This is a genomic window from Streptosporangium sp. NBC_01755, assembly GCF_035917995.1.
Classification (GTDB): domain Bacteria; phylum Actinomycetota; class Actinomycetes; order Streptosporangiales; family Streptosporangiaceae; genus Streptosporangium.
Window position 1 is genome coordinate 47,400 of sequence record NZ_CP109131.1, and the last position, 25,108, is coordinate 72,507.

Genomic DNA, 25,108 nt, shown 5'->3' on the forward strand with positions numbered 1-25,108 from the left:
GGAGTGCCGGTCGGCTCCTCAGGGCGGGGAGGCGAGACCGTGATCTTCAAGGCGACGCGAAGGTCGGCGCCGAAGGGTGCCGGGGGGCGAAATCCCGGAGCGACGACCTCCTGCGGCTCGCAGCCGGCAAGCCGCAAAGCGCGCCACCGGAATTGGTCTAGTCCATAGCGAAAACTATGAAGTTCTTCCCATCTGAATACCGGCGAGTATTGACAACAGGAGAAGAATCTTCATTTTTTCGCGAGAACCGGCCTTGTTTGACCGTTTCGTCGGGGCACACACTCGAAGTAAGGCACCCAGGGGACGAAAAGGAGTTACACCATGAGTGATCGCCTCAAGGGAGCCGCAGACGAGCTGCGGCGCGAGTGGGAGAACAACCCTCGCTGGAAGGGCACCGAGCGGACGTACACGGCCGAGGACGTGGTTCGACTCAGGGGGTCCGTCCAGGAGGAGCACACTCTCGCCCGGCTCGGCGCCGAGCGGCTGTGGGACCTGCTGAACAACGAGGACTACGTGCACGCCCTGGGCGCACTGACCGGCAACCAGGCCGTGCAGCAGGTCAAGGCCGGCCTGAAGGCGATCTACCTGTCAGGCTGGCAGGTCGCCGCGGACGCCAACCTCGGCGCGCAGACCTACCCCGACCAGAGCCTCTACCCGGCCAACTCGGTTCCGGCCGTGGTCCGCCGGATCAACAACGCGCTGCTCCGCGCGGACCAGATCACCTGGTCGGAGGGCGACCACGACGCGCCGCACTGGCTGGCGCCGATCGTGGCCGACGCGGAGGCCGGCTTCGGCGGCGTGCTGAACGCCTTCGAGCTGATGAAGGGCATGATCGCCGCGGGTGCCGCGGGCGTGCACTGGGAGGACCAGCTCGCCTCGGAGAAGAAGTGCGGCCACCTGGGCGGCAAGGTGCTCATCCCCACCGGCCAGCACATCAAGACCCTCAGCGCCGCCCGCCTGGCCGCGGACGTGCTGGGCGTGCCGACCCTGGTCATCGCGCGGACCGACGCCCAGGCCGCGACGCTCCTGACCACCGACGTCGACCCCCGTGACCAGGCGTTCACCACCGGCGACCGCACCGCGGAGGGCTTCTACCGGGTCCGCAACGGCGTGGACGCCTGCATCGCCCGCGGCCTGGCCTACGCGCCCCACTCCGACCTGCTCTGGATGGAGACCTCCACCCCGGACCTGGACGTGGCCCGCGAGTTCGCCGAGGCCATCAAGGCCGAGTACCCCAACCAGATGCTGTCCTACAACTGCTCGCCCTCGTTCAACTGGAAGAAGCACCTGGACGACTCCACCATCGCCAAGTTCCAGCGCGAACTCGGTCACATGGGCTACAAGTTCCAGTTCATCACGCTGGCGGGCTTCCACTCGCTGAACCACTCGATGTTCAACCTCGCCCGAGGCTACGCCGAGGACGGCATGACCTCCTACGTCGAGCTCCAGGAGGCCGAGTTCGCCGCCGAGGCTCGCGGCTACACCGCCACCCGCCACCAGCGCGAGGTCGGCACCGGATACTTCGACCTGGTCAGCACGGCCATCGCGCCGGATTCCTCCACCACGGCCCTGAAGGGGTCGACGGAGGAGGAGCAGTTCGCAGAGGCTCACTGACTCTCCGGACCGAGCTCGCCCAGACGACTTCCGGGGCATGGAACGGTTCCCCGGGCGAGCGCGATGATCAGGTCGTCGGATGAGGCCCCGCCGTACGGATCTCCCCCGAATCCGTACGGCGGGGCCTCCCCGTATCCGTCCCGCGCTCCGCGGCATGACCGGTGTGAGGGCGGCGTGCCCCGCGCGCGATCGCGGGGGGAGGGGCAGCGCCTCAGCGGCCGACGGCCTCGATGAGCTTGCGGCGCTGCTGAGCGCCGAGGCCGCCCAGGCGGCGTGCCTCGTCCACGTCGGCCTGCGCCATCAGCTGCGCGGCCTTGACCGTTCCAACTCCGGGCAGCGCCCGGAGAGCCTGCGACACCTTGATCCGCCTGGCGATGTCGTCATCGCGGCCAAGCAGCTGCTCCAGGCTGAGGGCGCCGTTCTTGACCTCGGCGAGAAGCTTGGCACGGGCCGTGCGGGTCTCGGCGGCCTTGACCAGGGCGGCCTGACGCTGTTCGGGGGTGAGCTTGGGCAAAGCCATGGTGTTTTCTCCCTGATGACGGTAATTCCAGCGTCCTGTTACCCAAAGCGACTGGGTTAATCATCGGAGAGCCTACGGATAGATCCATAAGGTCCGTACTGTGCATCACGATATGCCTGTTTGGTTACCCCGCCCTTACCCGGCCCTCCGTAGCCTCGGGCTCATGGGTATCTGGCGAAGCCCTCAGGGCATAGAGGTTGAGGCCATCGTGGTTCACGACGGCCCCTGTCTGCTGGTCACCCGCCGGATCGACGGGCGGCGGGTTCTCGTGGCGTACTGCATGAGCATCCGCGAGGTTGGAGAGCACGTCGATCTGGCGGAGCTCGTCCCGGCGTAGCGGACCCCACCTATGCGAACGCTCAGGGTCGGCACACAGCCGAGTCCAGTCCGGTACGGCTGTCAACTTCTGCGACCGCTGGGGCGTCAGAATGGTCAGGGAGGCTCGATGGATGTTCTGGTCGGCCTCGTTGACGAAGATCTCCGCCTGGAGCTCATCCTCGTCGAGGCACTGCACACCGAGGCGGAACGGCTGGCCGCCCAGCCCGACCGCTGAACGGGGGCGGGTGCCCGTCCCACGAACCGGGCGGGCACCCGTCCCACCGGCGACCGATGAAGGACGGGGCTCGATTCACCGGGCGGTGATGGCGTTAACTGTCCCCATGAACAAGCGCGAGCTGATCGAGAAGGCCGCCGCAGAGGCCGGGCTCACCCGACGGCAGACGGCCGCGGCTCTCGACGCCATCCTGGGGACGATCCAGACGGCGGTGGCGGCCGAGGACAAGGTGGCGATCCCCGGGTTCGGATCCTTCGAGATCGTCCACAAACCCGCACGGACCGGGCGCAACCCGCAGACCGGCGAGCCACTGGAGATCGCGGAGACCTGGACGGCGAAGTTCAAGCCCAGCCCGGGGTTCATGGGCCTGATCCGCCAGCGTAAGAAGGACTGACACCCTTAGGTCACGACCCCGCGGGGCACGGTCCTGTGGGTCATGGTCCGCGCGGATACGACCACCGTGCGAGCTCCCGTCCGGTCCACCAAGTGTGATCTCACTCACGCCCACAGATCTCCGTCATCCCGGCGACCCGCGCGAAAACTCCGCCCCCGCCCCGTATTTCGCCACCGGACACCCCCGGGACCCGTGCCGTACACCTGGCCGCCGTGACCCGAATGTCACATCGAGCTTCTTGTAGCCCAGACGTCTCCCAAGGAAGGTTGCACCTCAGACGTTTAAGGTCCAGCCAGGAGACCGGCTGCCGACCGAGCAGGATCTCTCCGAGATGCTGGACGTGAGCCGCGGCACCGTCCGCGAGGCGCTGGGCGTCCTGGCCATCGAGGGCGCGGTGGTCCGGCGCTGGGGAATCGGCACGTTCCTCGCCGGCACCCGCGACCTGGCGCCGCTGAGCATGTCGAAGATCCTCGCCTACCGTGACCGTATCCAGATGGCGGGGCACACGGCCGAGCTGGTCACGTCGTCGTGCGACACCGTGCCGAGCCCGCCCGCGGCGGCCGAGGCGCTGGGCCTACCGGCGCGGTCGCCCGTGTGGCAGGTGACGCGGATCTTCAGCGTCGACGACGTGCGGGCCGCGTACATGCGGGACTACGTACCGCTGAAGATCGGCGCCAACGAGATCGACCCGAGTCCGATGCTCGGTATCGACACCGACCTGTTCATGTTCCTCGACCGGGTCGTCCTGCGCCCGGCCGCCCAGGTGATCACCGACCTCGAAGCCGTGCTCGCCTCCGATCAGGGGGCCGACGCGTTGCGCGTCCCCGTGGGCTATCCCCTGGCCCGGACGCTGCAGACCGTTTTCGGACACGGTGACGTGCCGCTCGTCTACGGCGTCGCCCTGCACCGCACCGACATCGTGCGAATCCGCATCACCCGCTGATCCGGCGTTTCCGGAGGGAGCCGCTCCGCTTCGACGTGTGCGGGCTCTCAGTCGCGTACCGCGCGTGCGGACCGGCGGCCGTCGAGTAGGAGGTCACTCACATGGGAGACCGAGTTGGGCGCGCAACTCTGACTGATCGAAGTAGAGGCGCAGGCTCACGATGAGCCTGTTCTCAATCGTGCAGATATAGCAGCAGCGTATCGACACGGAGCGACCCGTCGCCGTGATCACTTGGCCATCGGGCAACATGTACGGTCCCATATGGGTGCCCACCATCAACAGCTCGTCGATCGTCACATCCTCGACGTCGAACGACTCCACGACCACTGCGCGAACGTCCGGAAAGGCTTCCCAAAACTGTTCTAGGTATGAGGCGAGTTCTTCGTGCCCTTGGGACAGGCCTTCTGGGCTGACGGTCACCCCGATCGGACTGACGGTGCGCAGCAGCGCATCCATGTCATGGGCGTTGAACGCGGCGGTGTACCTGTCGCGCACTTCCCGGGCATCGGTCATGGTTTCGCCCTCCTCGCCGCGAGTGGATGCATACGACGCGGCTTTCTCTCCCCCGGCCGGCCGCCTCTTGAAGGAGGCCTATTGGGTAGATTGCCGCGATGACTGGGGCAAACACCTCACGGAACCCGCTACTGCTCCGCTCCTCACCGGAGGGCGCGAACGCGCGGCCGAAAACCTGAGGCCGTCAGGACGGCCTCCCCGGCCTCCCGGGCCGGTGTGGATCCGTGCTTCCGATGCCGTCCAGCAGGGTCCGGCCGACCACCCGGACCGACGCCGCTCAACTCCACCGCACCGGGCACAGGCTCGCCCATCGGTCTCCCCTCCGCCTCGGTTCGCGGCGCCCGCTTTACCCGATCCAGCAATATTTTCCCGTAAATCACCCGAAACAGGCTATTCAGCCCATCTGCACAGAAGGGCTGGGAATGGGCGGAGTGATGGTCGTCCCCGAGGGAGCGGGAGCGGTGGGCGTCGGGGACGGACTCTCCCCGTCCCCGGTCTGCGGGATCTGGGTGAAGGAGGGCTTGGGACCACCCGATGCCGTCGGGCAGTCCCTGTTCCTGCCCCTGCCCTTCGCGGTCGTGTCCGCGCAGTCCTGCCCGTCGTCACCGCCGCCGGGAGAGCCGCCTGAGCCGCGCGGACGCTCCGGCATCGGTTCCTCGCGGCCGTCACGGCCGTCATGGCCGCCTCGGCCGCCTCGGCCGTCGTGGCCGGCGATGGGCAGCGAGACGGTCCGGGTGGTGGTGATCTGGACCGTGGAGGGGGTGACCGGAAGGGCTGTCCGCGGCCTGCCGGCGGACGGCCGGGTGCCACCGTGGAAGACGGAGCCGGAGGGCGTGCCGTCGGCGGGCAGGACCGGCGGCACCGGCTCGGGCATCCCCGAACCGGTGCCGCCGGAGCCGATCCCGCCGCCGGCCGCGGCGGCCACGGTGACCGCCGCCATGGAGACCGTGGCCAGCGCCGCGAAGCCGGCCTGCGACAGGTGCGCGCCCTTGCTCGGCCTGGCCCTGCGCGAAGCCCTGGCGGAGGCCTCCACCGGAACCGAGGGCTCGTCATGGAACGAGGACGGAACCGCGAGTCGCACCCTCCCGGCTCCCGGCGTGTGGGGCACCGGCGTCCAGATCTCCGCCAGCACCTCCGCGACCGCCTCGCGCAGGTCCCACGGATCACCCACACCACCCGCGGCGAGCAGCGCGCCGAGCAGGTCGGCGGCCCCCGGCCGGTCGGCGGGGTTCTTGGCCAGGGAGGCCTCGACGGCCGGGCGCAGCAGCGCGGGCACCGAGGCCACCCTCGGCGGCTCGACCATGATGCGCCGGGTCAGCACGTCCACCTCGCCCGTGCCGAAGGGGTGGTGGCCACCGGCCGCGTAGGCCACCAGGCAGCCCCAGGCGAAGATGTCGGAGGCGGGCAGCGCGAGCCCGCCGGTGAGCCGCTCCGGGGCGACCCAGCCGGGACTGCCCATGACCTGCCCCGCCTGCGTGTGCGCGGCGAGGACGTCGATGTCCCTGGCGATGCCGAAGTCGATCACCCGGGGACCGGTGTCCGACAGCAGCACGTTGCCCGGTTTCAGATCTCGGTGAACCAACCCCGCCTCGTGCACCGCGACCAGCGCGGCGGCCACCCCCAGGGCGACGCCGTAGGCCAGATCGGGGGTGAGCGGGCCGTGCGCGGAGACCACCTGGGAGAGCGCGGGGCCCGGAACGTACTCCGACACCAGATATGGGCGGTCCTTGTCCGTACCGTCCTCGATGACCGCGGCGGTACAGAAAGGCACCACTCTCCGGGAGAATCTCACTTCCTCGGCGAAACGGGCGCGGAGCGTGGCATCGTTGAGGTGCATCGGATGCGGGGTCTTGATCGCCACCACTCCGCCCTGCGGATGTTCGGCCAGATAGACGATGCCCATGCCGCCTGTTCCGAGGCGGCCGAGCAGAAGATAACGGCCGATGATGACCGGGTCCCCGACGGTCAGCGGCCGCACACCGGCCGGCATACCGTTCATGGGATCTGTTCCCCCACGTGCCATCCTCGTTGAGCCTCTCGTGCGCGGGCTACGGCAAGCACACTGTGACGGGATTCGAGCGCTCTTCGCTCCCGACAGGCCAGAAGGGATATGAGAGGTAAGGCGAATGATCCCCGGGGGTAAGAAATCCGTGGTGCACAGGATGCCTTTGAGCCTGGACGGGACGGCGTGACCAGCGGGAAAGGCCCGCGCTGCCGAGCACGGCCGGACGAGTCGCCGCCGGACATCGGGAACCCGGGCCGCGGCGAGCCCGCAGTCTCGGCGCGCTCAAGCGGCCGTGGCGCGCTCAGGCGATCGCGGCGCTCAAGCGATCGCGGCGATCAAGCGATCGCGGCGATCAGGCGGCCGTGGAACCGGACTGTACGGGCGGGATCCGGAGAGCGGAGACGTCCTCGCCGGGAAGGCCTGGCGCCGGAAGGTCGGACACGGCAAGATCCGAGGCCACGAGATCCTGGGCGGCGAGGCCCTGGTCGGGTACGTCTCGGGCGAGAAGGTCCTGCGCGGCGACCTCTTGGTCGGGCAGGAGGTCCTGCGCGGCGTCGAGGAAGCGGGCGATGTGCGGATAGACCTCGCGGGCCTCGGGGACGACGTCGGCGAGGATGGCGAAGACGTGAGGCATGCGGGGCCACTCCTCGTACATGACCGACACCCCGGCCGCGCGGGCCCGCTCGGCCACCCGGCGGCCCTCGTCGCGCAGGACCTCGGTGGAGCCGGTGACGACCATCAGCGGCGGCAGGCCGGTGTAGTCGCCGAGGACCGGGGAGAGCAAAGGGTCGTGGGGGTCGAGACCCGCGGTCCAGCGGCGGGCGAGCCATTCGACGCTGCCGGCCGGGATCATCGGGTCGAGCGTCCGGTTGACCCTGCGGGGCACGTCGGTGAGATCCGTCCACGGCGACAGACACACGGCGGCGGCCGGCAACGGCATGTCCTGGTCGCGGAGCGCCAGGAGCGTGGCCAGGGTGAGGTGGCCGCCGGCTGAGTCCCCGCCGAAGACGATGTCGGCGGGGTGGTAACCGTGCTCCAGGAGGCACCGGTAGGCGGCGATCGCGTCCGCAAGGGCCTCGGCCGGCGTGTGGACCGGGCCCTGACGGTAGTCGACCGCCAGCACCGGCCGCCGGGTCGCGGCCGACAGGCGCCAGGTGATCGGCCGATGGGTGGCCGGGGAGCCGGCGAAATAGCCCCCGCCGTGGAAGTAGAGCAGGACCTTGCGCTCGTCGAGCTCCTCGCCCGCGCGGACCCACTCCCCCGGGCACGGCCCGGCCTCGTCAGGTGTCACGCGTACGTGGACCGGCAGGCGGAGCGGGACCCTGCCCGCCAGAGCGGCGATGCGGGAGGCCGCGACGAAACCGATGTCGGTTCTCAGCAGAAACTGGGAGGCGGGTTTGAAGGTGCCGCGCATGATCGCGTTGAGGGTCGCCGCCTGCCAGCTGAAGGGGTAGGCCGGGCTGACGTCCGTATTTATCTCATAGCGCATGGGGGACCTCCACAAAAGGACATTCCCCTCATAACACACTTTTAGTGGCGATACACATATCAAGAAGATTGCAAACATGTATCGAACAGATGTCCCCCCTGGAAACACGACCGGATCCAGGCGGCACCCCCGCCGAAGCCCGACATCGGACCCGACCACCGCACGCCACCCGGATCCCGCGACGGGCCCGCATCCGATGCGCCGAAAATCCATTGCCCCTCCCCATGCCACCCAGGAAGATGGGAGGGTTGTCCTGACACCCACCGGGAGGCAGCCTTCCTGCTCTACGCGCGTATCGCCGGGTACGGCTTCCGCCGCCACTCCACCTACCGCGCCGCCGCCATCGCCGGAGCCTTCACCAACACCGTCTTCGGCATCCTCCGCGCCTACGTCCTGATCGCCCTCTGGCAGGCCCGCCCCGGCCTCGCCGGATACGACCTCGCCGACGCCGTCACCTTCTGCTTCCTCAGCCAGGCCTTCATCGGCCCGATGCAGGTCTTCGGCGGCGGCCTGGAGCTCTCCGAACGCGTACGCAGCGGAGACGTGGCCCTGGACCTGGTCCGCCCCGCGTCCCTGCAGATGTGGAGCCTCGCCGACGATCTCGGCCGGGCCGCCTACCTCCTCCTGCTGCGCAGCCTGCCTCCGACGGCCATCGGCGCCATGCTGTTCGGCCTCGTCGTGCCGGTCGACCCGATGACCTGGGTGTCGTTCACCGCCGGCCTCGGCCTCGGGGTGGTCGTCAGCTTCGCCCTGCGCTATCTGGTCGCACTGTCCGCCTGCTGGGTGGTCGACGACCGGGGCGTGCAGTCGCTGTCGCTGGTGACAACGCTCTTCTTCAGCGGCATGGTCCTGCCACTCAACCTCTTCCCCGGCTGGCTCGGCACCCTGGCCGAGGCGCTCCCCTGGTCGGCCATGGTCCAGGTCCCCGCCGACCTCTACCTCGGCAAGCGAGAGGTCCTGGAGGCCCTGGGGTTCCAGGCCGCCTGGGCGGTGGCGCTGCTGATCCTGGGAGCCCTGGCCACCGGCGCCGCCCGCAGAAAGGTCGTGATCCAGGGTGGGTGACGACGCGCGGAAGGCTGCCGGGCGGGACAGCCGATGGTGAGGACGTACCTCCTGCTGGCCTGGACCTGGCTACGAGCCTCGGCACAGTACCCGGGGCCGCTGATCATGATGCTGCTGGGTTCGTTCGCGGTCAACGCGCTGGACGTGGCGGCGATCTGGGTGATCTTCGAGCACACCGGGTCACTGGGCGGCTTCGGCCTGGCCGAGGTGATGTTCCTGTACGGCACCGCCGGCCTGTCCTTCGCCCTGGCCGACATGCTCTTCGGCAACGTCGACCGGCTCAGCCAGCACATCAGGAGCGGCAGCTTCGACACCATGCTGATCCGTCCGGCGAGCGCGTTCACGCAGATGGCCGTCGACCGCTTCAGCGTGCACCGCTTCGGCAGGACGGCACAGGCCGCCGTCGTGCTCGCCGTCGCGCTACCCCGGCTCGGCCTCGACCAGGGCAGGATCTGGATGATCCCGCTGATGGTCCTGTGCGGGATCGTCATCTTCGCCTCGGTCTTCACCCTTGGCAGGGCCATGCAGTTCCTGCTGATCAACGCCCCCGAGGTGGCCAACGCCTTCACCTACGGCGGCAGCACCCTCACCCAGTACCCGCTGAGCGTCTACGGCTCCGAACTCGTCAAGGGCGTCACCTTCGTCGTACCGCTGGCGTTCGTGAACTGGCAGCCCGCACTGTTCGTGCTCGACCGTGAGGACCCCTTCGGCCTGCCGTACTGGCTCCGCTTCGCCTCGCCCCTGGCGGCCGTCGCCCTGGCCGCCCTCGCCGCCCTCGCCTGGCGGACGGGCATCCGCCGCTACCGCTCGACGGGGAGTTGACACATGATCGAAGTTGACCGGGTCGGCCGCTCGTTCACCGCGGGCCGCCGCAGGGCCAGAAAGACCGTGCACGCCGTACGGGATCTGTCGTTCAGCGTGAAGGCCGGGGAGTTCGTCGGCTACCTCGGCCCCAACGGCGCGGGCAAGTCCACCACCATCAAGATGCTCACCGGCATCCTGGCGCCGACCTCCGGCAGCATCCGGGTGGCCGGGCTCGACCCGACGCGCCGCCGCACCGCGCTGGCGCGCAGGATCGGGGTGGTGTTCGGCCAGCGGACGACCCTGTGGTGGGATCTGCCGCTGCGGGACAGTTTTGAACTGATCCGACACCTTTACAAAGTAGATCGGTCGGATTTCCGGCGGCGGCTGGCCGAGTTGACCGAACTCCTCGGCCTCGACGGCTTCATGGGCACTCCGGTCCGCCAGCTCAGCCTCGGCCAGCGCATGCGCGGCGACATCACCGCCGCGCTCCTGCACGATCCAGCCGTGCTGGTGCTCGACGAGCCCACGATCGGCCTGGACGTGGTCAGCAAGGTCGCCATGCGCGACTTCCTGCTCCGCCTCAACGCCGAGCGCGGCACCACGGTCCTGCTCACCACCCACGATCTGGGCGACATCGAGAAGCTCTGCCGCCGCGTCATGCTGATCGACCACGGCAGCCTGGCCTTCGACGGCACCCTCGACGAGCTGCGCGCCACCGCCCCCGAGGAGAACTCCATGGAGGACGTGGTCGCCCGCCTGTACTCCGGCTGATCCTCAAGGCCCGAGTCCTCAAGGCCCGAGCAGGCCGGTGGCCGGGGGCTCAGCGATAGTCCCGCTCTCCGGACTCCTCCTACTCCTCCTCGTCCCGGAACCGCGGCGCCCAGCGGGATGGCATCAGCACCGGCAGGAACAGCAGAACGCCGAGGAGGGCATAGACACCGGTGGTCAGCAGCAGGCCCATGCCGCGCCCCGCCTGCAGGAGCAGCCGATGGAAGGCGGGGTCGTCGGGAATCAGGCCCATGGCGCGCCTGACGTCCAGGGCGTACACCACGGTCCAGGCGAGCAGCACCATCGACGGGACGAAGGTGGCCAGCGGGGAGACGCGGCCGGCGACCACCAGGCCGACCAGGAGGCCGATGGCGGCCATCACGCCGAGTGCGATCCAGATCTTCGAGTCGCTCTCCGCGGGAAGGGGCACCAGGCTCGCCCCCGCCTCCTGCACCGCCCAACCGGCGCCGAAGAGCAGCACCGCTGCCATAACCAATCCGACAAGCACCCCAGAAACGTGCCGCATCCCTACCACCTCGGATTGAAGGATCTGTCAGGATCGCGGCAACCATAGCGACAAAAATCTTAAAACGGCAGACATCGCAGAGGCGTGAGAGCATATGGGGCACCATGCGCGCCCGCCTCCCATTACGCCTCATGCGCGCGGCCGCCTTCTCGGCCGTCTGCGTGACGCTCGCCGTCCTCGGCCACGTGGTCGCGGGCGGTTCCGGGCCGGAGCCGTGGGCGGTGGCGGGCGGCGGGGCCGCGGTCATGGCGATCAGCGTGCTACTCGCCGGGCGCGAGCGGTCCACCGTGGCGATCAGCACCGGGCTGTCGGTCCTGCAACTGTCCCTGCACGAGTTGTTCCTCCTGGGCGACGCCGCGGGGATTCCAGTGGCCCCGCACCCGCACGTCAGGGGGCTGGGCGAGAGTCTCGGCATGCTCCTCGCGCACCTCACCGCGACGCTGGTCACCGGATGGTGGCTGGCCCGCGGCGAGACCGCCCTGTGGGCGCTGCTCCGCTCGGCCCGGCACCGCCTCGGCGCGATGTTCCGGCTGCTGCCGCTCCCGGCTGAGGCCCCGGCTCCGCCGCGCTCCCCCCGTACCCCGGTCACGCCCGTCTTCGCGCGTGCCGTCCTCCGTCACTCCGTCAGCCGGCGCGGTCCTCCACTCCCCGCCGCCTGACCCATCCCCCCGAAATCATGAAATCCCGAAGTGGAGAACTCCCATGCCGCTTTTCCATGCCCGCCGCCTGGTCACCGTCGCCGCCGGTGTCACCGCCCTCACTCTCGGTCTCGCCCTGCCCGTTCTCGCGCACGTCACCATCAATCCCAACAGCGCCCAGCAGGGCGGCTTCACCAAGGTCGCCTTCCGGGTCCCGAACGAGCGTGACGACGCCTCGACGACCAAGCTGGAGGTGACTTTCCCCGTCGACCACCCGCTGGCGTTCGTCTCGGTCAAGCCGGTACCCGGGTGGAAGGTCAAGGTGCTGGAGGGCAAGCTGCCCAAACCGGTCACCACCGAGTACGGCGAGCTCACCGAGGCGGTCACGAAGGTCGTCTGGTCGGGTGGGCGGATCGAGCCCGGCCAGTTCCAGGAGTTCGAGGTGTCCATGGGCAAGCTGCCCACCGACACCGACCAGCTCGTCTTCCCCACCACCCAGACCTACACCGGTGGTGAGGTCGTCAAGTGGGCGGACGAGCCCAAGGCCGACGGTTCCGAGGTCGAACGGCCGGCCCCGGTGCTGAAGCTCACCCCCGCCTCCGCCGAGGGTGACGGTCACGACGCCTCCGCCTCCGCGACGCCGTCGGCCGTCGCCGCACCGGCCGCGCCGTCGGTGGCCCCCGCCTCCTCCTCCGAGGGCTCGGACGGAACCGCCCGCCTGCTCGGCGGGGCCGGCCTGGTGCTCGGGCTGGTCGGGACCGTGGTCGGCGCCCTCGGCCTGCGCCGCGGCGGCCGCGCCTCCTGATCCTGTGCGAGCCGGCCCCGGAAAGGACCTTTCCGGGGCCGGCTCACCGTGAGACCACTGCGCCTTCGAGCGCGCCCGTCGGGGCAGGAGCTCAGGCGGTGATGTCCTTGCCGGTGAAGCGGGCCCAGGCGATGGAGCAGAAGACGGCGGCGTAGGCGGCGAAGACCAGCAGGCCCTGCCCCATGTCACCGGTGGCCACCGGGTCCCGCAGGACGCCGTCGAAGCCGTTCCACCACTCGGTGAGCAGGTACGGCTGGATCGCGGACAGCTGCGGAACGGCCCCCAGGACCTGGGCCACGATGACGACGACCACTGTCGCGGCGATGGCTCCGACGGACACCTCGGTCAGGGTCGACATGGCCAGCGCGACGGCGGCGAGGGCGGCCATGCCCGCGGTGACGTACAGCACGACGACGCCGATCCGCAGCAGCCCGTCGAGGAACGGGATCGTCCCTCCGGACAACAGCGTGATCGGGCCCGCCGGGAACAGCACCAGGCCGGTCAGGAGCGCGGACAGCGCCACCGCGGTGACGGCGGCCAGGCAGAAGACGACCACACCCGCGTACTTGACAGCCAGCAGGCGGGTCCGGCCCACCGGGGCCACGAGCAGGTAGCGCAACGTGCCGATGCCCGCCTCCCCGGCGATCGAGTCTCCGGCGACGACCGCGACGGAGACCGGCAGCAGGAGCTGCACCAGGAGCGAGAGCGCGGCGAAGGTGAGGAACAGCCCGTTCCCGGTGATCTGTTCGAAGATCGCCGGACCGCCGCCTCCGCCGGTTCCGGCGAACATCCGCAGTGCGATGCCGATCAGTACCGGGATCACGGTGAGCACCGCGAGCATGGCGAGGTTCCTGGGCCGCCGGAATGTCATGCCGATCTCCGAGCCGAGCAGCCGCAGCCACGCCCTGGGGGCGCTCACCGCCCGCCGCGCAGGAATCGGGCCTCCGGCCGCGTGCCCACCCGCCGCCATGGCCGGGCCCGGCACTGAGCCCGGTGCGGAGCCCGGTGCGGAGCCCGCCGCCGGGGACGGAGCATGGTCAGGGCTGGCGTGTACGGCGTTCTCGGTGAACACGGCTTCCTTCCCGCTAACCGTCGACATCGAATCCCTCCCCGGTCAGGCCGACGAACACGTCCTCGAGACTTGGCCGCTGGACGGCCAGGCCGCGGACGGCGACCCCGCCTGTGACCAGGGCCGCGCATACGCGCTCCGGCAGGACGGCTCCCAGCGCCGCGCTGACGCCGCCGTCACCGAGACGGACCTCCGGCAGGCCGAGCCCGGCGAGCACGGCCGCCGCCGTCGCGGTGTCGGGGGTCTCCACCCGGATCCTGACCGTCTCCGAGGCTCGCAGGTCGGCGATGGGTCCCTGCGCGACCAGCCGCCCGGTCCGCATGACCGCGACGTGGGAGCACATCTGCTCCACCTCGGCCAGCAGGTGGGAGGAGACGAAAACGGTGGTCCCCTCGGCGGCTATCTCCTTGACCAGGCCGCGTACCTCGCGGGTGCCCTGCGGGTCCAGCCCGTTGGTCGGCTCGTCGAGGATCAACAGCTCTCTGGGGCCGAGCAGCGTGGCGGCGATGGCCAGCCGCTGGCGCATGCCGAGCGAGTAGGCCCGATAGCGTTTGCCCGCCGCGGCGGCCAGGCCCACCCGTTCCAGGGCGAGTCCGATCCTGGCCGAGACGGTGCGCGGGTCGGCCGACGGGTCGGCGGCGTCGTAGCGGCGCAGGTTCGCCTCACCCGACAGGTAGGGGTAGAAGGCCGGCCCCTCGACCAGTGCCCCCACCCTCGACAGCACGCCGCCCACCCCGCCCGGCATCGATGTGCCGAGCAGTCGCCACTCGCCCGCCGTCGGCACCACCAGGCCGAGCAGCATGCGGATGGTGGTGGTCTTGCCCGAACCGTTGGGGCCCAGGAAGCCGAACACCGACCCGCTGGGCACGGCGAGGTCGAGGGCGTCCACGGCCACCTGCCCGCTCCCGAACCGCTTGGTCAGCCCACTGGTGACGATGGAGAGCTCCGCACCGGGCGTCTCTCGCCGGGCACCGCCCCCCGGATCCCCGAGGTGGGATCCGGGGGCGTCCATCGCCGGCCCGGCGTCTGTCGGCGTCCGGCTCATTTTCGACCGGCCGCCTCGGACAGCTTCTCCGGGGTGACGGCGCCGACCAGCAGGCGGCCGTCGTCGGTCAGCAGCGCGGAGAGCAGCTTGGTCTGGATGACCTTGCCGCTGCCCCACGTCCCGCTGATCGGCTTGGCCGACTTCAGCAGGGCGTCGCCGATCGCGCCGATGTCCTGTCCCGCGGCTTCCCCGCCCTGGCCCGGCGCCCCGCCCTGTCCCGGTGCCCCGCCCGTGAGCTCCCGCTCGGAGACGGGGAGCACCGCGACCGTGGTCCAGCCGTCGCCGACGGTGCTGACCTCGCCCTTGAGCTTCTGCGCGTCTTCGAGCCCCTCGTCCTGCACCGGTTTCTGCTCCTTGAGGATCTCGCCGATCGACGTCTCCTCGACCTTGGCGCCCGCGGGCGGGGTGAAGGTGAAGTTCTCCGCGGCGGGCGGGGAGAACGTGACCGAGGTGAAGCCGACCTCGAAGGCGGGCTCGGCCGCGCTCCTGGCGTAGACCTGGACCCGCAGCGGGACCAGGGTCTCCCCGTCCAGCGCCAGCTTGACCTCCTTGATCAGGGACGAGGTGTCCTTGGGCGCGAACGCGAGCTGGTAGGCAGCGCGGTCGGCGACCTTCTCGGTGTTGCTCACGCTGACCACGGTGTCGGCGCCGACCCGCTGCAGCAGCTGCTGGGCGAGCTGCTGCGGCGTGGTCGCCGTGGGCAGCGCCTCGTGGGCGCGGGCCGCCCCCTCACCCTGCTCCCCGCCCTCGACCTTGACGCGGGTGGCCTTGTTCTCGTCGCTCTGCCACAGCCAGACCTGGTCGCCGTTGGTGATCAGGTTGGTCTCGCTCATCCGGCCGGGGAGGGCGAAGCGGACCTTGCCCGCTCCTCCGTACCAGACCTTGAGCTCGTGCGAGCCCGCGAGCAGGGCGGCGGGTGAGGATCCGCCCATGCCAGAGACCTCCGGCAGTCCGGGGATCCCGAGCGAGGCGGTCTGCATGACGGTGCCCGACATGGGTTTCAACCCGGTCCGGCCTGCCTGGGCCGCACTCGCGAGCAGTTGCTCGGCGGTACGCTCGGGCAGGATGGGATCCCCCTGGACAGCTGCGATGACCGGCCCGGCTCCGATGGCTCCGGCGATCACCGCGACCGCGGCGACCGGCACGGCCCATCTCACCGTGCGTCCGCGTCTCGCTCGTTCTGACATCTCATTCCTCCACGGTATGCCGTCGATCCCGGTAAGCAGCAGCCTGCTGGACGGCTCCTGTGCCGAGGCTGAGACAGTCTGAGAGGACTCACAGGATTCTCAGCCGCCTCTCAGGCCGGGTGGTCGAGGATGGGGACGTTCGAGGTGAGGGAAGAGGTGGATCATGCGGGTTCTCGTCGTGGAGGACGAGCGGCGGATGGCCGCGGCCCTGCGGCGGGGGTTGCAGGCCGAGGGGTTCGTGGTCGACCTCGCGCACGACGGGGAGGACGGCCTCCACCAGGCCAGGCACGGCGAGTACGACGTGATGGTGCTGGACATCATGTTGCCCAGGATCTCCGGCTACAACGTCTGCAAGCAGCTGCGGGCGGAGGAGAACTGGGTGCCGATCCTGATGCTGTCGGCCAAGGACGGCGAGTACGACATGGCCGACGGGCTCGACCTCGGCGCCGACGACTACCTGACCAAGCCGTTCTCGTACGTGGTGCTGGTGGCCAGGCTGAGGGCGCTGCTGCGGCGCGGCGCGCACCGGCGCCCGTCCGTGCTGAGGGCCGGGGACCTGGCACTGGATCCGGCGCGGCGGCGCGTCACCAGGGGCGAGACGCCGGTGGAGCTGACGCCCAGGGAGTTCGCGCTGCTGGAGTTCCTGATCCGCCACCACGACGAGGTGGTCTCCAAGACGGAGATCCTGGAGCACGTCTGGGACACCTTCGACACCGACCCCAACGTGGTCGAGGTCTACGTCGGCTATCTGCGGCGCAAGATCGACGTGCCGTTCTCCAGGAACGCGTTGCAGACGGTGCGGGGAGCGGGATACCGGCTGGCCGGCGATGGCGGCTGACATGGCGGCTGACATGGCGGCTGATTCCGCGCCCCGGCCCCGCCGGGCTCCCCCGGCCGACCCGCTCCCGGCGACCGGCGCGGCACCGGGGGGAAAACGTCGAGCGGTCGGCCTGTGGCGGCGCAGGAGCCTGCGTTTCCGGCTGACCGCGGTCGCCTCGGCCGTGCTGGCGGTGGCACTCGTGGTCTCGGCGTACGTGATGATCGGCGTGCTCCGCAACGCGCTGCTGAGCACCATCGACGACTCGATCTACCAGCGGGCCAGGGAGACTGTCTCACTGGCCGACGCCGGGCGGCTGCCCGGCGAGATGACCTCGCCGGACGGCACGCTCCTGCAGGTGATCGACGGTGCGGGGCGGATCACCCACACCACCGCCGGCACCGACAGGCTGGTGCCGCTGCTGAACGCCGCCTGCCGAGCCAAGGCGATCGGCGCGGCCGAGGCGCGCTTCTTGAACGGGAAGCCGTACGGCATCCCGCACGTGCTGCGAGTCCGGGTGCTCAGCGCCGACGGGGGAAGGACGGTGATCGCGGCGCGCCCCTTCAGCGAGGTGCAGACCAGCATCTCCACGGCCGGGCACGTGCTGCTCGTCGGCACGCCGCTGCTGCTGATCCTGCTCGCCGGGGTCAGCTGGGTGATCATCGGCGGGACCCTGCGGCCGATCGCGGCGCTGCGCCGGGGCGCGGAGGAGATCACCGACACCGCCCGCTCGCGCCGCCTGCCGGTGCCCGAGGCGCGCGACGAGGTGCACAGCCTGGCCACGACGCTGAACGCGATGCTGGCCCGGCTGGAGAAGGCGGACATCCGGCAGCGGGCCCTGGTCTCGGACGCGGCGCACGAGCTGCGCAGCCCGCTGGCGAGCATCCGGCTCCAGCTGGAGGTGGCGCTCGGCCATCCCGGGGGGCAGGACTGGCGGGAGACGGCCGAGGGCGTGCTGGAGGACACCATGCGCCTGTCCCGGCTGGCCGAGGACCTGCTCGCGCTGGCCCGCCTGGACGAGCGCGGCGGTACACCGGCGCGCAGGGAGCCTGTGGAGCTGGACCAGCTGGTCCAGCAGACCGTCGAGCGGTACGGCCAGGCCGTCACGGTGAGGATCGGCAACGACCCGATCGTGGTGACCGGGGACGCGCTGGATCTGGGACGGGTGCCGGCCAACCTGGTCGACAACGCGCTCCGGCACACCCGTACCTCCGTACTGGTCGAGCTGCGAGCCGAGGGAGCCGACGCCGTGCTGACCGTCACCGACGACGGGCCCGGCATTCCCGAGTTCGACCGGGAGCGGGTTTTCGACCGCTTCACCCGGCTGGACAGCGCGCGCAGCCGCGACGAGGGCGGAGCCGGTCTCGGTCTGGCGATCGTGCGCGAGACGGTCCACGCCCACGGCGGCGCGGTCCACCTGGAGGACGCCTCACCGGGCCTCCGAGCTGTCGTACGACTTCCCCTATCTTGACCAAGGCTTGTCACCGGCCTCCTTGGCCAGGTGATCGATCAACACCTAACGTCACATTCATGACTTCCGGTGACGGCAGCCGGCGAGAGCCGATCCTCCGGGTCGCGACCAGCCTGTTCGCCGCCCTGGGATATGACAGCGCGTCCATCAGCCAGATCGCCGAGGCCGCCGGGCTGAGCGTGGAGCTGGTCGCGGGCCTGGATCTGGACGCGTTGGACGACGCCGCCTTCGGCGAGTTGGCGGCCGCGGTCGGGGTGGATCCAGGCGGTTCGGGACAGCCGGAGATGGCCGTGGTCAACGCCGTCCTGGACGCCCTTCCCGCCGACCGCCGGGAGGCGGTCCTGATCCGCTTCCTGTCGGTCATCTACTCTTGACGCGCCGGCGTCATCGCCGGAGCCCGGCGACGGTGCCCAGGGCGGCGCGTGCGGACGCGGCGTCGTGGACCCGGAAGACCCGGGCTCCCTGCCAGGCGGAGACCGCCAGCGTGGCCATGGTTCCCGCGTGACGCTCGTCCACCGGGAGCCCGCCGAGGGTCTCACCGACGAAGTCCTTGTTGGAGACCGCGACGAGCACCGGCCAGCCGGTGGCGACCATCTCGTTCAGCCGGCGGCTGACCTCCAGGGAGTGCCAGGTGTTCTTACCGAAGTCGTGCGCCGGGTCGATGAGGATCGACTCCCTGGGCACCCCCGCGGCGACGGCGCGCTCGGCGAGGTCGACGGTGTAGCCGATGACATCGGCGACCACGTCGGTGTAGGCGATGCGGTGCGGGCGGGTGCGGGGGGCTACCCGTCCGGCGTGCGCGCAGACCAGGCCGATGCCGTGCTTGGCCGCGACACCGGCCAGGTTGGGGTCGACCCCGCCCCAGGTGTCGTTGAGCAGGTCGGCGCCCGCCTCGGCGACGACCTCGCCGACCTCCGCGCGCCAGGTGTCGACGCTGATGATGAGCCGGGGGTGGCGTCGTCTGACCGCGGTGACCAGGTCGGCCACCCGGCGGATCTCCTCGGTGGGGTCGACCTCGTCGCCGGGACCCGCCTTGACGCCGCCGATGTCGACGATGTCCGCGCCTCCCGCGACGGCGCCGTCCACCGCCTCCAGGGCCGCCTCGAAACCGTACGTCCTTCCCCGGTCGAAGAAGGAGTCGGGGGTGCGGTTGACCACCGCCATGATCGCGAACTCGCCGGGCCGGAACTCACGGCCTCGCAGCTGCAGAATAGTCATCGAGACCGAGCCTATAGCCCGGCTTCGGAGAGGACGGCGCTCCCACCTGCGCCGCCTCTGGGGGAAACTTGGGGAAAACTGACGAGCCTCGGGGCTCCTACGCGGCCGACCCACTTTCGGCCACGGACAGGAACTCCTGGGCGATGGCGGGCAGCCGCCGTCGCGCGTGAACGATCGCGATCACCCGGCGGACCGAGGGATCGAGGGTGCGGACCACGAGTCCGGCGCGGGCGGCCTGCTCGGCCATCCCCCGGTACCAGAGCATCGAGGCCGTACCCGAACGGACGGTGCCCAGCCAGTTGCCGCGCTCGTCGAGCTGCGTCGCCACCACGGGGGCCACACCGTGTTTGGCGAAGAGCGCGTCGAACTCCCTGCGCCGGGAGCTGCCGGGAACCGGCAGCACCAGCCGCATGCCGTTGAGTCTCCTCATCGGCACCGGGTCGGGCAGGTCCACACCGGGCGGGGAGATCAGCACGATCTCCTGGCGCTCCAGCGGGTGGCTGACCAGATCGGTGGGGACGGGCAGATCCGTCAGGCCGAGGTCGGCCCGCTGGTCCCTGATGGCGCTCACCACGCCGTCCCGCCCGTCACAGCGGACAATGTGAATGCGTACCCCGGGATGTTCCGCGGTGTACGCGGGGAGAAGGCGACCGGCCAGCCCCGGTTCGAGGCTGGGTATCGAGGCGATGCGGAGCTCCGCCTCGGATGCGTGGCCGTGCGTGGACAGTGCCTCGATCTCGCGAACGGCGTCGAGTGCCTCCCGGGCCAGCTTGACCACCCGGCGTCCCTGCGCCGTGACGACCACGCCACGTCCGGAACGTGCGAACAACGTCATCCCGAGTTCTCGTTCCAGATCCCTGATCGCACGGGAGAGCGCGGGTTGCGCGATGTACAGCGATCTGGCCGCGTCGGTCATGGTGCGATGCTCCGCCGTCGCGACCACATAGCGGAGCTGCTGCAGATTCATGGTTTGAAGCTAGGACACGTGCCCCGGATCGGTCCGGCACATCACAGAGATCACCTTGGATGATTTCGGAATGTAATCGAATGCAGCGACATCCGTGACGGATGATAAATCAGTATGCTTACGCCCCGAATTCGGCAAAGGTCCGGACTTGTAGTGCATACCGGACCTCGGATTAACCGGGGAGACAGCTTGACAGTCAGCGAACAGCACCCTCAGCCGTCCCCACCACCCCGGGGACCACATCCGGCACCACCCGTACGGGCGGCTCAGGGCCGCTCTCGGCCCTCACCGCCCTCGCCCGGGGAGCCGTCTCCGTCACCCGGAACCCCCGTGACCTTGGCTCGCCGGTGAGCCGACAACCGGTGCCCGCACCGGGCCACGAGAAGAGCGGCATCCGACCGGCACCGACCTCATAGGTGACGCCGCAGGTTAAGAGACCATTCACCGTAGATTGGCCATCTGTCTGTCATGTCCAGGTATGGGGACTAGAATCCTGGCAAATTCCGTTCAATCGGGGAACCTTGGCTGTTTTGCCAGGTGGACCGGGGCAAACGTAGTAGGAAGCGGTGTGACGATGCACCTTGGGGAAGACTCGGGGGATCTCGCCGGCGAAAGCGGGAAACGGCGCCCCCGGCGTCGCGGCGGGAGCCGCAGCGGGGGTCCCGGTGCGGGCGCCGATACAGGCCACGGCGGCGCGCAGAGTCCGGCCGAAACACAGGCTCCCCTTCGCACGCCCGACGCGCCCCAGGTTCACAACGTGTCAGACGGGGCCCAGGGCGCTCCCGATGGACAGGGGACGCTCCCCCCGCCACCCCGACCGGCCGGTGGACCACCACCCGGTCCCGGCGGACCACCACCCCGACCGGCCGGTGGACCACCACCCGGTCCCGGCGGACGGCCCCGCTTCGCCAGGCCGCTGACGGTCGGCGCGCTCATCGGCTGGACCGCACTGTCGGCGATTCTCCCCGGTGCGGCGCACCTGCGGTCGGGACGCCGCCGTGTCGGATACATCCTGCTAACGATCTTCGGTGTGCTGCTGCTCACCGCCCTGGTCGGCGGGCTCGTCCTCAGCGGCGGGGGAAACACCGGATTCTTCGCCCGTGACAGCACGCTGACGACCGGGGCGACCCTGGCCATCGTCGGCGCGATCGCCTGGTTCCTGCTAGTGCTCTTCTCCTACATCTCCCTGGGGCCGGAAAGGCTCAGCGGCAGGGGGCAGATCGTGTCGGGCATCGCGGTGGGCCTGCTGTGCGTGTCGGTGATGGCGCCGTTCGCGCTGACCGCGAGCACCGTGCTGACCATCAAGGACGCGGCCAACAGCATCTTCGAGAGCAACGCGGACAAAGCGTCGGCCGTACCTATCAAGCACGAGGACCCGTGGGGCGGGCGCGATCGGGTGAACTTCCTGCTCATCGGCGGTGACGGGGCCGGGAACCGGGAAGGCGTGCGGACCGACAGCATAAACGTGGCCAGCGTGCACGTCGCGACCGGCAACACCGCCATGTTCAGCCTTCCCCGTAACCTTCAGCACGTCCGCTTCACACCGGGCACCACGCTCGCCAAGCAGTTCCCCAACGGCTTCATGCGCGAGTTGCCCAACGGCGGCCTGCTCAACGAGGTCTGGCAGTACGCCGAGGACCACCCCGAGGTCATGCCCGGCAAGAAGACGGGGCAGCGAGGCCCCGCGGCGCTCATGGACGCCATCGGCTACACGCTCAATCTGAAGATCGACTACTACGCCCTGGTGAACATGTACGGCTTCGCCCACCTGGTCGACGCCATCGGCGGTCTGAGGATCAAGGTGGAGCGCGACGTCCCGTGGGGCGGCCTCTACGGCACCGCCGGGACCATCAAGACCGGATACCAGAAGCTCTCCGGCGAGGAGGCACTCTGGTACGGGCGCTCCCGCGTCGGCAGCGACGACTTCTCCCGGATGGCCCGCCAGCGCTGCGTCATCGGCGCCTTCGCCCAGCAGGCCACTCCCTCGGTGGTGCTCACCAACTTCGCCAAGATCGCAAATGCGGCCAAGAAGTCCGCCAAGACCGACATTCCCCGCGAGTTGCTTGAGCACATCACCGAACTGGGGCTGAAGGTCAAGGACGCCAGGATCGTCAGCCTCCAGTTCGTGCCGCCGGAGTTCTACACCGGCTCGCCGGACTGGCAAAAGATCCGGGCCGCGACCGCCAGGACGCTGCGCCAGTCGCTGAGGCCCGCCCGCCGCCCCCAGGCCGCGGGGGTGACCGCCTCCCCCGGCACGAGCGGCGCGACGCCCGCCGCCACGCCCAAGCCCTCCAGGAGCACGACGGTCCAGCCGAGCCAGACCCCCACCCAGAACGGCAACGCCCAGTCGCTGGACGATGCCTGCGGGTTCTGACCGGTCCAACGACCACCCCGCGCGCAGCCGGCCCGTCCTCCCGGAGGAGGACGGGCCACGCTTTTCCTCGAACCCGCGCCCGCCGGGGCCGCCGTGTCCCCGGCTCAGCCCGCCCCGACGGTCCTGGTGGTCCTGGGCAGCAGGGCGAAGGCGCCGAGATAGACGAGGCCCGCCACGATCAGCAGCGCCTGGTAGCCGATGACCAGTGCCAGATACTCCAGGCAGCCGCCGACCATCGCGCCCAGCAGATTGGCGCCGAAGGACACGGTGGCGTCGGCGGAGTCGGCAAAGCGCTTGGCGAACACCACGTTGGCCGCGAAGATCGGCAGGAACGCCACGACCACGGCGACCACCGCGCGCAGCGGCAGCGGCAGGCCCAGCAGCCAGGAGTTGGGCACCAACCAGGCCAGGACCAGCCCGGCGAGCAGCACACCGTACATCACCGGCAGGGACGGCACCCTGAAGCGTCGGGTCACCTCCACCGCGGCGAGCACGGCGACCAGCACTCCGCCGAACACGATCGCGTTCACCACCCAGGTGGTGCCGAACAGCAGCGCGAACCCGGTGACGCTCTTGGTCTCCAGCAGCAGGAACGCCACGCCGAGCAGGAAGAGGTCGGCGTACGGGCGCATGCGCCGGTACGGGCCGGCGACGGCCCGGACGGCGAGCAGGCTGACGATGAGGATCAGGCCGAGGGTGATGATGTAGATCTGCGGGATCGTCCGGTCCTTCAGGTAGAGGAAGGGCCGGTCGTCACCGCTCGGCGGCGGGGTGTCGGCGGTCGCCCCCGCCCACTCGGCGCCGCACGTCTGCGCCTCGGTGGTGAGACCTGCGGTGATCACCGCCTGCTGGCCGGCCTCGCTGACGATGTCGACGCAGGGCTTGTGGCCGAAGGCGGCCTGCATGGTCGCGCCGAGCCGGTCGACCAGCCAGGTCTCGCGGTAGTAGTTGTACATCGAGAAGGTACCGCCGGGCTTGAGGTGGTCCCTGGCCGCCTCCATCGCCTGCTGGGTGAACAGGTAGCTCTCCAGCCGCAGCGAACTCGCCCCGGAGACCAGGGTGAGCGAGTCGGGCAGCGCGAAGAGGATCAGGTCGTACTTGTCGGAGGTTCTCTCCAGGAAGGCGCGGCCGTCGGTGACGTGGGTGGTGACCCGGGGATCGTCGTAGGGCCTGTCCGGGTGGTAGGAGCGGCCGAGCTCAAGCAGCTTGGGGTCGATCTCCACGGCGTCAACGCGCTTGGCCCCCTTGGACAGCGCGATCGACACGTCGGTGCCGCTGCCCGCGCCCACGATCAGCACGTCGTCCAGCCTGCCCGAGGCGGCCCGCTCGTACGGCAGGGCGTACTGGCGCTCCCACTCCAGGCGGCTTTTCGCCGGGGTGGCCTGCTGGTGCGGGATGCCGTTGACCTTGATGTCCATCAGCGGCACGTCGTTCCAGTAGCCACGCTCGTAGGTCACCTTGTAGTAGGGCGACCACAGCGCCCCCGCCGTCAGCGTCTCCATCGCGAGGGCACCGACGATGACCAGCGACGGCACCAGCAGCGCCACCCGGGCCCAGACCCTGCGGGGCCAGAGCAGCACCGCGTAGGCGATCGCGGCGATCGTCCCCCACACCACCGGGGGCGCGCTGAGGAACGACAGCGCGGTGAACAGCCCGATGCCGCTGAGGCTGCCGATCAGGTCGTAGCGGTAGGCCTCCAGCCGGTCGAGCTCGGGGAAGCACCGGCCGACCAGCTCGGCCGGGCCCATCAGCACGATCGCCGCCGCGGCGAAGATCACCGGCAGGATCAGCCAGGCCGGCGGCCCGCTGGCGCTCAGGCTCGTCCAGTACAGGACGCCCTCGGTCTGGCGGTCCACGGTCACCGGGAAGATCAGCACGACCAGGACCAGGACCGCCAGCACGATCGGCGAGTAGTAGGGCTGTCGGGTACTGCGCCCCACCCGCAGGAAGCCGAGCCCGATACCGAGGAAGGATCCCAGCAGGACGAAGTTGGTGAAGTAACTCAGATGAACGATGTTCGACCCGGTCCACCGGATCAAAGCCAGCTCCAGGAAGAGCATGAAACCACTGGCCACGATCAGCCTGGGCCGGGTGCCCAGCCAGTGCGTGTGCCGGACATCGGGATGAGGGGGTGGCGTCGTCTCCGCCGCTGCGGTCATGCCGTCCAACGCTAGTGACCGGTACTCGCTCAGGGAAGGAAATCCATGCTCGCTGTTTGCGCCGGTTAGGTGATGTGGAGCCTGATAGGGGCTGGTTTCAACGGCTGGACGCGATCGAGGTGGATGCAGGAATGTGGTGGAACCCGATTCCCCCGAGTCCCGGTGGT

The 25,108-nt window shown here is 69.9% G+C and carries 24 protein-coding genes and 1 pseudogene; 14 read left to right on the top strand and 11 right to left on the bottom strand.

The window, feature by feature from the left end:
* The first annotated feature begins 321 nt into the window (after positions 1-321).
* On the top strand, positions 322-1,614 hold the full coding sequence (gene aceA / locus OG884_RS00110) for an isocitrate lyase (RefSeq protein WP_326640872.1): 1,293 nt from the start codon (positions 322-324) through the stop codon (positions 1,612-1,614).
* A gap of 211 nt (positions 1,615-1,825) precedes the next feature.
* Here aceA and mihF read toward each other — a convergent pair whose 3' ends face one another.
* Positions 1,826-2,134 carry an integration host factor, actinobacterial type gene (mihF, locus tag OG884_RS00115; protein ID WP_326640874.1) on the bottom strand — a complete coding sequence of 103 codons (309 nt, stop codon included), beginning with the start codon at positions 2,132-2,134 and terminating at the stop codon, positions 1,826-1,828.
* Positions 2,135-2,297: 163 nt separating this feature from the next.
* Here mihF and OG884_RS00120 point away from each other — a divergent pair, with 163 nt between their 5' ends.
* From OG884_RS00120 to OG884_RS00135, 4 genes and pseudogenes are all read left to right on the top strand, one after another.
* On the top strand, positions 2,298-2,471 hold the full coding sequence (locus OG884_RS00120; protein ID WP_326640877.1) for a hypothetical protein: 174 nt from the start codon (positions 2,298-2,300) through the stop codon (positions 2,469-2,471).
* Between the two features lie 322 nt (positions 2,472-2,793).
* Positions 2,794-3,081, top strand: coding sequence for an HU family DNA-binding protein (locus tag OG884_RS00125; RefSeq protein WP_030909250.1), 288 nt, complete (start codon positions 2,794-2,796; stop codon positions 3,079-3,081).
* Between the two features lie 298 nt (positions 3,082-3,379).
* Positions 3,380-3,496 (top strand): annotated as a pseudogene (locus OG884_RS00130) (GntR family transcriptional regulator); the annotation flags it as partial.
* A 78-nt stretch (positions 3,497-3,574) separates the two neighbouring features.
* Entirely contained in the window at positions 3,575-4,024 is a 450-nt protein-coding gene (locus OG884_RS00135; protein WP_326647110.1) for a UTRA domain-containing protein, read from the top strand.
* Between the two features lie 93 nt (positions 4,025-4,117).
* Here OG884_RS00135 and OG884_RS00140 read toward each other — a convergent pair whose 3' ends face one another.
* From OG884_RS00140 to OG884_RS00150, 3 genes are all read right to left on the bottom strand, one after another.
* Complete coding sequence (locus OG884_RS00140; RefSeq protein ID WP_326640882.1) at positions 4,118-4,537, bottom strand: ester cyclase; 420 nt, start codon at positions 4,535-4,537, stop codon at positions 4,118-4,120.
* A 394-nt stretch (positions 4,538-4,931) separates the two neighbouring features.
* Positions 4,932-6,536: a serine/threonine-protein kinase gene (locus tag OG884_RS00145; RefSeq protein ID WP_326640884.1), complete on the bottom strand. Its 1,605-nt coding sequence runs from the start codon at positions 6,534-6,536 to the stop codon at positions 4,932-4,934.
* 358 nt (positions 6,537-6,894) lie between these two features.
* Positions 6,895-8,031 carry an alpha/beta hydrolase fold domain-containing protein gene (locus OG884_RS00150; protein ID WP_326640886.1) on the bottom strand — a complete coding sequence of 379 codons (1,137 nt, stop codon included), beginning with the start codon at positions 8,029-8,031 and terminating at the stop codon, positions 6,895-6,897.
* A 396-nt stretch (positions 8,032-8,427) separates the two neighbouring features.
* Here OG884_RS00150 and OG884_RS00155 point away from each other — a divergent pair, with 396 nt between their 5' ends.
* Genes OG884_RS00155 through OG884_RS00165 form a run of 3 tightly spaced genes read left to right on the top strand, consistent with a single transcriptional unit; the run spans position 8,428 to position 10,668 of the window.
* Positions 8,428-9,093 (top strand): ABC transporter permease, encoded by a 666-nt coding sequence (locus tag OG884_RS00155; protein WP_326647111.1) that lies wholly within the window; start codon positions 8,428-8,430, stop codon positions 9,091-9,093.
* A gap of 33 nt (positions 9,094-9,126) precedes the next feature.
* Positions 9,127-9,915, top strand: a complete 789-nt coding sequence (locus tag OG884_RS00160) for an ABC transporter permease (RefSeq protein WP_326640888.1) — start codon at positions 9,127-9,129, stop codon at positions 9,913-9,915.
* Between the two features lie 3 nt (positions 9,916-9,918).
* Positions 9,919-10,668: an ABC transporter ATP-binding protein gene (locus OG884_RS00165; protein ID WP_326640890.1), complete on the top strand. Its 750-nt coding sequence runs from the start codon at positions 9,919-9,921 to the stop codon at positions 10,666-10,668.
* A 79-nt stretch (positions 10,669-10,747) separates the two neighbouring features.
* On the opposite strand, the gene OG884_RS00170 is transcribed toward OG884_RS00165, so the two are convergent.
* Positions 10,748-11,155 (bottom strand): hypothetical protein, encoded by a 408-nt coding sequence (locus tag OG884_RS00170; RefSeq protein ID WP_326640892.1) that lies wholly within the window; start codon positions 11,153-11,155, stop codon positions 10,748-10,750.
* 140 nt (positions 11,156-11,295) lie between these two features.
* On the opposite strand from OG884_RS00170, the gene OG884_RS00175 reads away from it, so the two are divergent.
* Positions 11,296-11,850 carry an MFS transporter gene (locus OG884_RS00175; RefSeq protein ID WP_326640894.1) on the top strand — a complete coding sequence of 185 codons (555 nt, stop codon included), beginning with the start codon at positions 11,296-11,298 and terminating at the stop codon, positions 11,848-11,850.
* Positions 11,851-11,893: 43 nt separating this feature from the next.
* Complete coding sequence (locus OG884_RS00180) at positions 11,894-12,634, top strand: YcnI family copper-binding membrane protein (protein WP_326640896.1); 741 nt, start codon at positions 11,894-11,896, stop codon at positions 12,632-12,634.
* 91 nt (positions 12,635-12,725) lie between these two features.
* Here OG884_RS00180 and OG884_RS00185 read toward each other — a convergent pair whose 3' ends face one another.
* Genes OG884_RS00185 through OG884_RS00195 form a run of 3 tightly spaced genes read right to left on the bottom strand, consistent with a single transcriptional unit; the run spans position 12,726 to position 15,905 of the window.
* Complete coding sequence (locus OG884_RS00185; protein ID WP_326640898.1) at positions 12,726-13,733, bottom strand: ABC transporter permease; 1,008 nt, start codon at positions 13,731-13,733, stop codon at positions 12,726-12,728.
* The gene (locus OG884_RS00190; RefSeq protein WP_326640900.1) at positions 13,720-14,748 is read right to left on the bottom strand and encodes an ABC transporter ATP-binding protein; all 1,029 of its coding nucleotides are present in this window, start codon (positions 14,746-14,748) and stop codon (positions 13,720-13,722) included. Before OG884_RS00190 ends, OG884_RS00185 begins: the two co-directional genes overlap by 14 nt.
* Positions 14,745-15,905: a LolA family protein gene (locus OG884_RS00195; RefSeq protein ID WP_326640902.1), complete on the bottom strand. Its 1,161-nt coding sequence runs from the start codon at positions 15,903-15,905 to the stop codon at positions 14,745-14,747. Before OG884_RS00195 ends, OG884_RS00190 begins: the two co-directional genes overlap by 4 nt.
* A gap of 193 nt (positions 15,906-16,098) precedes the next feature.
* On the opposite strand from OG884_RS00195, the gene OG884_RS00200 reads away from it, so the two are divergent.
* From OG884_RS00200 to OG884_RS00210, 3 genes are read left to right on the top strand one after another with little or no spacing between them, the layout of a single operon-like run.
* Positions 16,099-16,773 carry a response regulator transcription factor gene (locus OG884_RS00200; RefSeq protein WP_326640903.1) on the top strand — a complete coding sequence of 225 codons (675 nt, stop codon included), beginning with the start codon at positions 16,099-16,101 and terminating at the stop codon, positions 16,771-16,773.
* Between the two features lie 13 nt (positions 16,774-16,786).
* Positions 16,787-18,223, top strand: coding sequence for a sensor histidine kinase (locus OG884_RS00205; protein ID WP_326640905.1), 1,437 nt, complete (start codon positions 16,787-16,789; stop codon positions 18,221-18,223).
* A 59-nt stretch (positions 18,224-18,282) separates the two neighbouring features.
* Positions 18,283-18,597 (top strand): TetR family transcriptional regulator, encoded by a 315-nt coding sequence (locus OG884_RS00210; RefSeq protein ID WP_326640907.1) that lies wholly within the window; start codon positions 18,283-18,285, stop codon positions 18,595-18,597.
* A 10-nt stretch (positions 18,598-18,607) separates the two neighbouring features.
* Here OG884_RS00210 and folP read toward each other — a convergent pair whose 3' ends face one another.
* Positions 18,608-19,441, bottom strand: coding sequence for a dihydropteroate synthase (gene folP, locus OG884_RS00215; RefSeq protein WP_326640909.1), 834 nt, complete (start codon positions 19,439-19,441; stop codon positions 18,608-18,610).
* A 97-nt stretch (positions 19,442-19,538) separates the two neighbouring features.
* Complete coding sequence (locus OG884_RS00220; protein WP_326640910.1) at positions 19,539-20,408, bottom strand: LysR family transcriptional regulator; 870 nt, start codon at positions 20,406-20,408, stop codon at positions 19,539-19,541.
* 757 nt (positions 20,409-21,165) lie between these two features.
* On the opposite strand from OG884_RS00220, the gene OG884_RS00225 reads away from it, so the two are divergent.
* Positions 21,166-22,782 carry an LCP family protein gene (locus OG884_RS00225; RefSeq protein ID WP_326640911.1) on the top strand — a complete coding sequence of 539 codons (1,617 nt, stop codon included), beginning with the start codon at positions 21,166-21,168 and terminating at the stop codon, positions 22,780-22,782.
* Positions 22,783-22,886: 104 nt separating this feature from the next.
* Here OG884_RS00225 and OG884_RS00230 read toward each other — a convergent pair whose 3' ends face one another.
* Entirely contained in the window at positions 22,887-24,941 is a 2,055-nt protein-coding gene (locus OG884_RS00230; RefSeq protein WP_326640912.1) for a spermidine synthase, read from the bottom strand.
* Between the last annotated feature and the right edge of the window lie 167 nt (positions 24,942-25,108).

Bases quoted from the DNA above. Each gene is read 5' to 3' on its own strand.
- OG884_RS00205 (WP_326640905.1), top strand. From the start codon at position 16,787: ATGGCGGCTGATTCCGCGCCCCGGCCCCGCCGGGCTCCCCCGGCCGAC.
- OG884_RS00165 (WP_326640890.1), top strand. From the start codon at position 9,919: ATGATCGAAGTTGACCGGGTCGGCCGCTCGTTCACCGCGGGCCGCCGC.
- OG884_RS00185 (WP_326640898.1), bottom strand. From the start codon at position 13,733: ATGTCGACGGTTAGCGGGAAGGAAGCCGTGTTCACCGAGAACGCCGTA.
- OG884_RS00120 (WP_326640877.1), top strand. From the start codon at position 2,298: ATGGGTATCTGGCGAAGCCCTCAGGGCATAGAGGTTGAGGCCATCGTG.
- OG884_RS00220 (WP_326640910.1), bottom strand. From the start codon at position 20,408: ATGAATCTGCAGCAGCTCCGCTATGTGGTCGCGACGGCGGAGCATCGC.
- aceA (WP_326640872.1), top strand. From the start codon at position 322: ATGAGTGATCGCCTCAAGGGAGCCGCAGACGAGCTGCGGCGCGAGTGG.
- OG884_RS00170 (WP_326640892.1), bottom strand. From the start codon at position 11,155: ATGGCAGCGGTGCTGCTCTTCGGCGCCGGTTGGGCGGTGCAGGAGGCG.
- OG884_RS00150 (WP_326640886.1), bottom strand. From the start codon at position 8,031: ATGCGCTATGAGATAAATACGGACGTCAGCCCGGCCTACCCCTTCAGC.
- OG884_RS00145 (WP_326640884.1), bottom strand. From the start codon at position 6,536: ATGAACGGTATGCCGGCCGGTGTGCGGCCGCTGACCGTCGGGGACCCG.
- mihF (WP_326640874.1), bottom strand. From the start codon at position 2,134: ATGGCTTTGCCCAAGCTCACCCCCGAACAGCGTCAGGCCGCCCTGGTC.
- OG884_RS00160 (WP_326640888.1), top strand. From the start codon at position 9,127: ATGGTGAGGACGTACCTCCTGCTGGCCTGGACCTGGCTACGAGCCTCG.
- OG884_RS00175 (WP_326640894.1), top strand. From the start codon at position 11,296: ATGCGCGCCCGCCTCCCATTACGCCTCATGCGCGCGGCCGCCTTCTCG.
- OG884_RS00230 (WP_326640912.1), bottom strand. From the start codon at position 24,941: ATGACCGCAGCGGCGGAGACGACGCCACCCCCTCATCCCGATGTCCGG.
- OG884_RS00140 (WP_326640882.1), bottom strand. From the start codon at position 4,537: ATGACCGATGCCCGGGAAGTGCGCGACAGGTACACCGCCGCGTTCAAC.
- OG884_RS00200 (WP_326640903.1), top strand. From the start codon at position 16,099: ATGCGGGTTCTCGTCGTGGAGGACGAGCGGCGGATGGCCGCGGCCCTG.
- OG884_RS00180 (WP_326640896.1), top strand. From the start codon at position 11,894: ATGCCGCTTTTCCATGCCCGCCGCCTGGTCACCGTCGCCGCCGGTGTC.
- OG884_RS00135 (WP_326647110.1), top strand. From the start codon at position 3,575: ATGGCGGGGCACACGGCCGAGCTGGTCACGTCGTCGTGCGACACCGTG.
- OG884_RS00210 (WP_326640907.1), top strand. From the start codon at position 18,283: ATGACTTCCGGTGACGGCAGCCGGCGAGAGCCGATCCTCCGGGTCGCG.
- OG884_RS00190 (WP_326640900.1), bottom strand. From the start codon at position 14,748: ATGAGCCGGACGCCGACAGACGCCGGGCCGGCGATGGACGCCCCCGGA.
- OG884_RS00125 (WP_030909250.1), top strand. From the start codon at position 2,794: ATGAACAAGCGCGAGCTGATCGAGAAGGCCGCCGCAGAGGCCGGGCTC.
- folP (WP_326640909.1), bottom strand. From the start codon at position 19,441: ATGACTATTCTGCAGCTGCGAGGCCGTGAGTTCCGGCCCGGCGAGTTC.